Source organism: Klebsiella sp. Q2, assembly GCF_009900705.1.
Classification (GTDB): Bacteria; Pseudomonadota; Gammaproteobacteria; order Enterobacterales; family Enterobacteriaceae; genus Klebsiella; species Klebsiella quasipneumoniae.
In genome coordinates this window covers 85648-94079 of record NZ_JAAABE010000009.1, presented here as the reverse complement: position 1 = coordinate 94079, position 8432 = coordinate 85648, and the positions used below count along the sequence as shown (strand labels likewise).

The following is an 8432-nucleotide window of genomic DNA, read 5'->3' as shown; positions in this document are numbered from 1 at the left end:
TTTCTGGAACGACGTGCACTCCACCTGGCTGGAAGCGGGCTACCAGCGCGTGGACTACGACCAGGGCGGGGATAACCACGGCTGGAAGCTGACGCTGTCGCAGAACATCGCCATCGGCATGGGGCCGGAGTTCCGTCCGATGCTGCGCTTCTACGTGACCGGCGGCCAGGTGGACAATGAGCATACCGCGAAGGTCAACGGCACCCAGGACCAGCAGCTGGATTCGCTGAACGTCGGCGGGATGTTTGAGGCGTGGTTCTGATGCGATAGCGTTGTCGAAGGAGCGTTCCCGGCTGGCGCTACGCTTAGCCGGGCTACGACTGGTGCGCTCCATTTATGCCGGATGGCGGCATACATGCCTTATCCGGCCTACGTTCCGGAGGAGGCCTGCGGGATCCCCCCAGGCCCGGCAGGCGCAGCGCCGCCGGGCGGTCTGGCGCCAGCCCCGCATGACGACATCCACTCTTTATCTCTGACACAAACGACGGGCGATGCGCTCCAGCTTCATCATCAACAGCAGCGTGACGCCCACCAGCACGATGGTCAGCGCCGAGCCATCGGCTATATTACCGCGATCGGTCAGGCTGAAAATGGTCACCGGCAGCGTCGTCCAGCCCGGCGGATAGATCATCACCGTCGCCCCTAACTCTCCCATCGACAACGACAGGCTCAGCGCCAGCGCCGAGATCATCCATGGCGTCATCAGCGGCAGCGTCACATGGCGCAGGCGGTACCACGGTGAAGCGCCCAGGCTGGAGGCGACGTTTTCAATATCAGCGGAAATCCGCGCCAGGCCGGTCGTGACGTTGCTGAAGGTAAAGGCCGAGATCAGCACGAAATGCGCCGCCAGGACGATAAAGAAGGTGCCGTTCATCTGCAGTGGCCCCTGGCTGAAGGCCACCAGAATGCCCAGTCCCACGGAAACCGAGGGGATGGCGCTGGGCAGATAAAACATCAGCCCAAGATATTTCTGCAGCTTCGCGCCAGTCTGGCGCAGCGCCAGCGCCGCCCACATCCCGCACAGCAGCGCCAGCAGGCTGGCGCAGAAGCCCACCACCAGGCTGGAAAACAGCGAATCCCACGCCGCCCCGCGAAACGCGTTAACAAAGTGGGCAAAGGTAAAGCCGGTGGGCAGCAGGCCGTTCCATTGTTTACTCAGGCTGGAGAGTAAAATCACCGCCAGCGGCAGCAGGAAAACGCCGGCAAAAAGCGTCACCGCCAGCGCGCCCGCCGCCGCGCGGCCTTTACGCGACCAAATCAACATCGTTAACTCCTTACGCCAGTGCGCACCGCCGCCAGCCGATAGAGCATAAACAGCCCCAGCGACAGCAAAATATTGATCAGCGCAATCATGCAGGCCACGCTGTAATCCGACTCCAGAATCGCCTTGCTGTAGACCATCATCGGCAGGGTATTGACCCCTTTGGCGCCAATAAACAGCACGATACCGAACTCGTTAGTGGTCAATAACAGGCACAGGCTGCCCCCCGCCATCAGCGCCGGCAGCGCCGCCGGGAAGATAACCTGGGTAATCACCCGTAACGGATGAGCGCCGAGAATACTCGCCGCTTCCAGCTGGCTCTTATCTATCTGCCGCAGTCCCGCCATCAGCGGGCGCATCACCAGCGGCGTAAACACGGTAATCTCCGCCAGAATCACGCCGTTAATCGAATAGAGGAAGTCTACCGGCGGCAGTTCAAAAGCAAACAGCGCCATCAGGGTGCCGTTGAGCAGCCCCGCCGAGCCGTAAATAAAGGTGAACGCGAGAGTGATAAGAAAGGTCGGCAGCGCAATAAAAGTATCAATGACCCGGCCCACCAGTTGGCTGCCGGGGAACGGAATAAACACCAGAATCAGCGCCAGGACGCTGCCGAGCACCAGGCAGCCAAGGGTGGCGAACACCGCAATCTGTAAGGTATTGAGCAGCGCGCCAATAAAGCGCTTAGAGTCGATCACCTGCCAGAAGGTCTCGAGGCTCAGGTTGCCGCTGGCGTCGCGTAACGCCTGTTCGGCGATCAGCAGCAGCGGATAGAAAAACAGCGTCGCCAGCACCAGCAGCGGCAACGCCAGCCACAGGTAAGGGCGCAGGTTTCGCGCCGGACGCGCAAGCGTGAGGGTTTGCGCCATCATTGCACCTCGATCAGAACCGCATCGCCAGGTTCGAAGTAGAGCGCCAGCTTATCCCCCGCGCGCGGCAGTGGATTTACGTGAGTCATGACGATCCTCACCGCTTCGCCCGCGACGTCGCACAGCAGATGCGTCAGATCGCCCTGCCAGTGCACCGACGTCAGGGTGGCGTTGAGGCGATTACTGGTTGCCGATCGCGGCGCCAGGCTCATGTGCTGCGGGCGAATGCATAACAGCTTATTGTTGCCATGCAGGCCGCCCCGGCAGAAGGCGTTGACCAGGCCGCCGCCGCAGCTTACGTTCACCAGACCCGGCTCGGGGCTGTCTTTCAGCGCCGTCGCCTGCAGGATATTAGCGCGGCCGAGGAATTCGGCGCTAAAGCGGTTCGGCGGATAGTGGTACAGCTCGTGCGTTTCACCGTGGGCGATCAGCGACCCGTCTTTCATAATGCCGATTTTGTCCGCCAGGGTCAGCGCTTCGGTCTGATCGTGGGTAACGTAGAGGATGGTCAGCTCCGGCAGTTCGCGATGCAGGCGGGCAATCTCTTCCACCATGTTATGGCGAATTTGCGCGTCCAGCGCCGACAGTGGTTCATCAAGCAGTAACACCCGAGGACGCACGGCAATCGCGCGGGCTATCGCCACGCGCTGCTGCTGGCCGCCGGAAAGCTGATGCGGATAGCGGGTGGCGTAGTCCGCCATACCGACGATTTTTAAGGCTTCGGTCACCCGCCCGGCGATAAGCCCCCTGGGCTGCTTTTGCGCCCGCAGGCCGAAGGCGACGTTGTCTTCCACCTTCATATGAGGAAACAGCGCGTAGTTCTGCACCACCATCGCCAGCCCACGCTGGTAAGGCGGCAGGTGGGTGACGTCCGTGTCGCCGATCAGGATCCGCCCGCCAGCCGGTTGCACAAAACCGGCAATCGCCCGCAGCACGGTGGTTTTCCCGGAACCGGAAGGGCCAATCAGCGCCAGCACTTCACCGGGCTCAATGGTCAATGACAGCGGTTTTAAGACCACGTTGCCGTGGTAGGAAACGCGCAGCGAGTCCAGGGTGATCCCGGAGGTCCCCGCCAGCGACGGGGAAGAGATGACGGTGGTTTTCATTAACATCAGGCTTACTCGCTATCGGTCACTTTATGCCAGCGGGCGATATCCGCCGAGAGAGAAACCGCGACGTCGTCCCAGTTGGGTTCCCAGCGCTTCACGCCGTCGAGCGCCGCCTGCGCTGCCTTAAAGTTAGCGTCATCCGGCGCCACGTCGTTGCGCACCGGTAAGCCCCAGGAGCGCGCGCTGACGCTGGATTGCGCCGGTTTATCCAGCAGGAAATTAATCAGCTTCTTGCCGTTTTCGCTGTTCGGTCCGTTCTGCACCAGCCCGATGGTGTAGGGCAGCGCCAGCGCGCTGCGCTCGCCTTTGTCGTCCGCCGGCCAGAAGATTTTGACGTTCGGATTACGCGCCATCTGCGACAGGTTCATCTGCAGATCGCCGTTGGCGACGTACAGCTCGCCTTTGTTGACCAGCGCCGTCAGCTTGCCGGTGGAGGCCGATGGGCCGACGTTATTGGCCTGCAGCTTGCCCAGATACTCGAAGCCGGCATCTTTGCCGCCAAGGCTGTGGAAGGCCTGCAGCATCACCGCGGTGCCGTCCCCCGCCTGGCCCGGCGTGGAGTACTGCAGCTTATTCTTAAAGCGGCTATCCAGCAGATCCTGCCAGCTGGCCGGCGCGGTTTTCAGCAACTGGCCGTTATAGATGAAGGTCAGATAGTTGTTCACCAGCGGCGAATAGCGGTCATTGGCGCTGGGGATCTGCGCGCTGCCCTGTGGGGTAAAGGTGGCCAGCAGCCGCTCTTTCGCGGCGCGCTGGATAAACGGCGGCACCGTGACCAGCACATCGGCCTGCGGATTGGTGCGCTCCTTCGCCAGACGCTCGACGATCGCGCCAGAGCCGCCTTCCACATACTGCACTTTGATACCCGTCGCTTTGGTGAAGGCGTCGAACTGGCTCTGATACCAGCTGTTATCGCCGTCATGCAGGCCGTCGGCGGAGTAAACCGTGACGACGCCGTCCGCCCAAACCGGGGAGCTGGTCAGCGCGAACAGGGACAGCAGAGCAAGTCGGGAGAGTTTCATCGTGTTAGCCTCATCGCAGTTAGTTGTTCTGGTGTAGACCAGATTTGCGTTCACGCTACCGAGGGTTTATGACAAAACAATGAAAGAAGTGTGTCGAAAGAGTTAAAGCGAAGGGGATACGTCGCCCCCGGTTAACGCTGACGCCACCGGGGATACGGGAAGGGTTAATACAATAAAATCAATGGGTATCGACTTCGATCCGCAGGCTGTCATGCCGCCAGTATTCGATATCGTAATCAAGAATACGCCCGTGCTGATCGTAATTCAGCCTGCGCAGCAGCAGCGCCGGGCGCCCCTCCATCACCCCCAACGCCTCTGCGGCCTGCGGCGGCATGGAGGTGGGATAAAACGACAGATGCATACTGGTATAGATCAGGTCGTAGTGACTCTGATAAATCTCGGTCAGACTGCCACTGAGATCGTGGCGCAGCAGCTCCGGCACCCGGGCCGGCAGGCAGTGGTTTTCGCAATAGCACACCGGACGCCCGTCGGCATAGCGCAGGCGGGTCAGCAGGTAGACCTGATCGAAGGGCTGCAGCGCCAGCGGCGCCATCACATCCAGCGGCACGGCGGTTAAGCGGCCATCAAGCAGCACCGTTTTCGGCTCACGTCCCTGTTCGAGACACAGCTTGTGGAAGTTGGTGTTCTGCGTCGGATCCAGCCACAGACGCTCCGGCGTCACAAACCAGCCGCGGCGGTCGGCGCGGTAGATCACGCCGCTGGCCTCCAGCTGCGCCAGGCTCTCGCGCACGGTGATACGGGTCGTGTTGAACAGCGCGCACAGCTCGCGCTCGGAAGGCAATTTATCGCCGCTTTTGAGGGCGCCGTTTTGAATACGCGCCTGCAGCTGCGCCTTAATCATCAGGTATTGCGGCATCTCGCCAGAGGGTGATTTCATGTTTACTCGCTGCCACGTTTGGTGCGCTCATTATACATAGCCAGATGAATTTTTTGTTGCAGCGCCACATTTCCTTTGACCCTGCCCCGGCTTTGTCTCCATGATAAATATAAATCTGGTATAGACCAAATGGTGAGACAAATGACTTCACGGAATTACCTGCTGCTGACTCCCGGCCCGCTAACCACCTCCCGCACGGTGAAAGAGGCGATGTTGTTCGATAGCTGCACCTGGGATGATGATTACAATCTCGGCGTGGTACAGACCATTCGCCAGCAGCTGGTGCAGCTGGCCACCCCGGCCGACGGTTATACGGCGGTGCTGCTGCAGGGCAGCGGCAGTTACGCGGTCGAAGCGGTGCTCGGCAGCGTCATCGGCGAACAGGGCAAAGTGCTGATCGTCAGCAATGGCGCCTATGGCGCGCGTATGATTGAGATGGCGCAGCTGATGGGCATCGCCTTTCATCCTTACGATTGCGGCGAAGTCGCCCGTCCGGACGCGGCGGCGATCGCGCGGATCCTGCAGGATGACCCGATGATCACCCATATCGCGATGGTGCATAGCGAAACCACCACCGGCATGCTCAACCCGATCGAAGAGGTAGCCGCGCTGGCGAAGGAGTATGGCAAACGCTATATCGTCGATGCGATGAGCAGCTTCGGCGGCATTCCGCTGGATATCGCCGCGCTGAATATTGACTATCTGATAAGCTCCGCCAACAAATGCATTCAGGGCGTGCCGGGCTTCGCTTTCGTCATCGCCCGCGAATCGGAGCTGGCCACCTGCAAAGGCCGCTCGCGCTCGCTGTCGCTGGATCTTTACGCCCAGTGGCGCTGTATGGAGGATAACCACGGCAAGTGGCGCTTCACCTCACCGACCCATACCGTGCTGGCCTTCGCTCAGGCGCTGAAAGAACTGGCCCAGGAGGGCGGCGTCAGCGCCCGCCATCAGCGCTACAGCCACAATCAGCGCCGACTGGTCGCCGGAATGCGCGCGCTCGGCTTCCGGACGCTGCTTGATGACAGCCTGCACTCGCCGATCATTACCGCCTTTTATTCACCGGACGCGCCGCAGTATCGCTTTCACACCTTCTACCAGAAGCTGAAAGATCAGGGCTTCGTTATCTATCCGGGCAAAGTGTCGCAAAGCGATTGCTTCCGCATCGGCAACATCGGCGAAGTCTACGACGCCGACATCACCGCCCTGCTGGCGGCCATTGACAACGCCATGTACTGGAAACAATAAGGAACCGCCATGAACCGTATCACCGCACTCATCCTCGACTGGGCCGGCACCACCGTGGACTTCGGCTCCTTCGCGCCGACGCAAATTTTCGTCGAGGCCTTCCGCCAGGCCTTCGATATTGAGCTCACCCTTGAAGAGGCCCGCGTGCCGATGGGGCTTGGCAAATGGCAGCACATTGAGGCGCTGGGCAAACTGCCGTCGGTCGATAGCCGCTGGCAGGCGAAATTTGGTCGGCCAATGACGGCTGCTGATATTGATGCGATCTACGCCGCGTTTATGCCGCTGCAAATCGCTAAGGTTGTCGATTTTTCCGCTCCGATCGCCGGCGTGGTCGACACCCTCGCCGCGCTGCGCGCCGACGGACTGAAGATCGGCTCCTGCTCTGGCTATCCGCGCCCGGTGATGGAAAAGCTGGTTCCAGCCGCCGCCGCCCAGGGCTATGCCCCGGACCATTGGGTCGCCACCGATGACCTTCCCGCCGGCGGGCGTCCGGGCCCCTGGATGGCGCTGCAGAACGTGATTACCCTGGGCATAGACGATGTGGCCCACTGCGTGAAGGTCGACGACGCCGCGCCGGGCATCAGCGAAGGGTTACATGCCGGGATGTGGAGCGTCGGCCTGGCGGTGTCCGGTAACGAATTCGGCGCTACCTGGGAGGCGTACCAGGCGATGTCGAAAGAGGAAATCGCCACCCGTCGCGAGCGGGCGGCAGGCAAGCTGTATGCCGCCGGGGCGCATTATGTGGTTGATACCCTGGCGGACCTGCCGGAAGTGATTGCCGACATTAACGCCCGGCTGGCAAAAGGCGAACGGCCTTAAGCGGGTGAATTCACCTTCACTTTTGCCGCCACCAACAGGCCGGTAAACAGCATTAATACCCCTGACAACACCAGCGGCGACAGCAGCCCTAAATGGTCAAGCGCAATGCCGCCGACCGCGGCGCCGCAGGTGTTGGCCAGCTGGATCACCGCCACCTGAATCGACCCGGCTTTTTCCGCCTGATCGGAGAGTGAACGGGTGATCCACGTTGACCACCCCACCGGGATCAAGGCGAACGCGAAGCCCCAGATAATTGCCACCGTCGAGGCGACGATTTTGCTTTCTCCCCACAGCACCAGCGCCGCCGCGCAGGCGGTCAACACCAGCGGCGCAATCGCCAGCGCCGCTTTCACCGAGCGTTTGAGCAGCACCGAGGAGAGCGACGTGCCGATGAAGCTGGCGATACCAAAGCTCAGCAGCACCAGCGTCAGGCCATCGACATCAAAGCCGGCGAGGGTCATGTAGACCGGGCGAATATAGGTAAAAAAGGCGAACTGTCCGGCAAAGGCCATGAAAATGGCGCACATGCCGGCCATCACCCCCGGCCGCTTCAGCAGGCCAAACATATTTTGCTGCTGAGCCGCCGATTCACCAGGTAGCGACGGCAGCGCTTTCAGCACCCAGAGCGTACACAGTACACCCATCACCGCCGCGCCGTTAAACACGTTGCGCCAGCCGATAAGCCCGCCAAGGAAACTGCCCAACGGGGCGGCGATCACCAGCGCGATGGATACCGCGCCGAAGATAATCGACAACGCTTTCGGCACCACGCGCATCGGCACCAGCCGCATGGTCAGCGAGGCTGACATCGCCCAGAAACCGCCGAGCGCCAGCCCCAGACAGGCGCGTCCCAGCAGCAGCAGGGTGAAGCTATCGGCAAAGGACACCAACAGGCAGGAAAGGGTCAGCAGCAGCGAAAAGAGGATCACCACGTAGCGGCGATCGGTTTTGCCAATGACGGAAGTGATAAACAGGCTGGAAAACATCGCGACGAATGCCGTCGTCGTCACCGACTGCCCGGCCATCCCTTCGGAGATACCTAAATCCAGCGCCATCGGCGTCAGCAGGCTGACCGGTAGAAATTCGACGGTAATCAGGCAGGCGACGCAGAAAGCAACCGCGAAGACCGCCGACCAGTTTGGTCGCGCGAGTTCGCGTGCATGGGGTTTGGCTTCATTTGAATAACTCATGAGTGACCTGCGAAGAAAGTGG

At 60.9% G+C, this 8432-nt stretch carries 9 protein-coding genes; 3 read left to right on the top strand and 6 right to left on the bottom strand.

The genetic code is table 11. From position 1 onward, the window contains the following. Window positions 1-262: carbohydrate porin (locus GT756_RS24695; protein ID WP_032423035.1), on the top strand; the 262-nt coding region annotated here is incomplete at its 5' end. 204 nt (window positions 263-466) lie between these two features. On the opposite strand, the gene phnV is transcribed toward GT756_RS24695, so the two are convergent. From phnV to phnR, 5 genes are all read right to left on the bottom strand, one after another. After that, entirely contained in the window at window positions 467-1264 is a 798-nt protein-coding gene (phnV, locus tag GT756_RS24690; RefSeq protein ID WP_064178482.1) for a 2-aminoethylphosphonate ABC transport system, membrane component PhnV, read from the bottom strand. Window positions 1265-1266: 2 nt separating this feature from the next. Then, complete coding sequence (gene phnU, locus GT756_RS24685) at window positions 1267-2127, bottom strand: 2-aminoethylphosphonate ABC transporter permease subunit (RefSeq protein WP_004202231.1); 861 nt, start codon at window positions 2125-2127, stop codon at window positions 1267-1269. Continuing rightward, window positions 2127-3239: a 2-aminoethylphosphonate ABC transport system ATP-binding subunit PhnT gene (gene phnT / locus GT756_RS24680; protein WP_049092166.1), complete on the bottom strand. Its 1113-nt coding sequence runs from the start codon at window positions 3237-3239 to the stop codon at window positions 2127-2129. Before phnT ends, phnU begins: the two co-directional genes overlap by 1 nt. Window positions 3240-3244: 5 nt before the next feature. Then, window positions 3245-4258, bottom strand: coding sequence for a 2-aminoethylphosphonate ABC transporter substrate-binding protein (gene phnS / locus GT756_RS24675; RefSeq protein WP_160125114.1), 1014 nt, complete (start codon window positions 4256-4258; stop codon window positions 3245-3247). A 178-nt stretch (window positions 4259-4436) separates the two neighbouring features. Further along, window positions 4437-5156, bottom strand: a complete 720-nt coding sequence (gene phnR, locus GT756_RS24670) for a phosphonate utilization transcriptional regulator PhnR (RefSeq protein ID WP_160125113.1) — start codon at window positions 5154-5156, stop codon at window positions 4437-4439. A 141-nt stretch (window positions 5157-5297) separates the two neighbouring features. Here phnR and phnW point away from each other — a divergent pair, with 141 nt between their 5' ends. Both phnW and phnX read left to right on the top strand, forming a co-directional pair. Next, entirely contained in the window at window positions 5298-6401 is a 1104-nt protein-coding gene (phnW, locus tag GT756_RS24665; protein ID WP_004202236.1) for a 2-aminoethylphosphonate--pyruvate transaminase, read from the top strand. Between the two features lie 9 nt (window positions 6402-6410). Next, window positions 6411-7220, top strand: coding sequence for a phosphonoacetaldehyde hydrolase (gene phnX, locus GT756_RS24660; protein WP_060656547.1), 810 nt, complete (start codon window positions 6411-6413; stop codon window positions 7218-7220). On the opposite strand, the gene nepI is transcribed toward phnX, so the two are convergent. Then, on the bottom strand, window positions 7217-8410 hold the full coding sequence (nepI, locus tag GT756_RS24655; RefSeq protein ID WP_004202240.1) for a purine ribonucleoside efflux pump NepI: 1194 nt from the start codon (window positions 8408-8410) through the stop codon (window positions 7217-7219). The two genes, phnX and nepI, sit on opposite strands and share 4 nt — an antisense overlap. Window positions 8411-8432: the final 22 nt, after the last annotated feature.